The sequence below is a fragment of the Oricola nitratireducens genome, from assembly GCF_014904745.1.
In the GTDB taxonomy this organism is placed as follows: Bacteria; Pseudomonadota; Alphaproteobacteria; order Rhizobiales; family Rhizobiaceae; genus Oricola; species Oricola nitratireducens.
The window spans coordinates 1-667 of record NZ_JACZCS010000006.1 but is presented as its reverse complement, the minus strand read 5'-3'; the positions used below and the strand labels follow the sequence as shown (position 1 = coordinate 667).

Below are 667 nucleotides of genomic sequence, written 5' to 3'. Positions count from 1 at the left end.
ACGCCACCGCCGCTCTTGCGGCGCGGCAAATTCAATTAATAAGGAGAAATATATGAATAAAAGCAATAATCTAACGAAAAAGGCGCTTGGTATCGCAAAGAGCCATTCGGTCCTCGATGAACTAGAGCGGAGCCTGAGGATACAAGGCTTTTCAGGCGACACCACGATCCCAAAGCTGGTCTTCCTTACCGCTATCTCTTGCAATCTTCCTGAGCCAGTCTCGATGGTTGTAATGGGCGCATCGGGGTCAGGAAAAAGCTATGCCGTTGACAGCGGGCTACAGTTCGTTCCGCAAGAGGAAATCATCAAGCTCTCAGGGATGTCCGATCACTTCCTGGCCTATGCGGGAGAGTATGACCTGAGAAACAAGGTTCTCTTCCTCGGCGAAGCCGCAGGCATGTCCGAAGGTAACGGAAGAACCTTCCTCCGCCAGCTTCTTACAGATGGTGAAATTCGGCACTCAACCGTCCAAAAAACGACGGATGGCATGAAGGCAGAAATGCTAGATACGGTGAAAGGACCGGTCGCGTTTGTCATGACGACTACAGCCGGCAAGATCCATCATGAGGATCAAAGCCGGATGCTTCAGCTCAATGTGCCAGAGGATCGCGAAAAGAGCCTGGAAGCTCTACGAAACATGGCAAGAGGGAGGACAAAGACGACCATT

At 51.3% G+C, this 667-nt stretch carries 1 protein-coding gene; it reads left to right on the top strand.

Annotated features, from left to right (window positions below):
- Positions 1-52: 52 nt before the first annotated feature.
- A partial coding sequence (locus tag IG169_RS04150) for a hypothetical protein (RefSeq protein ID WP_193174908.1) occupies positions 53-667 on the top strand: 615 nt, incomplete at its 3' end.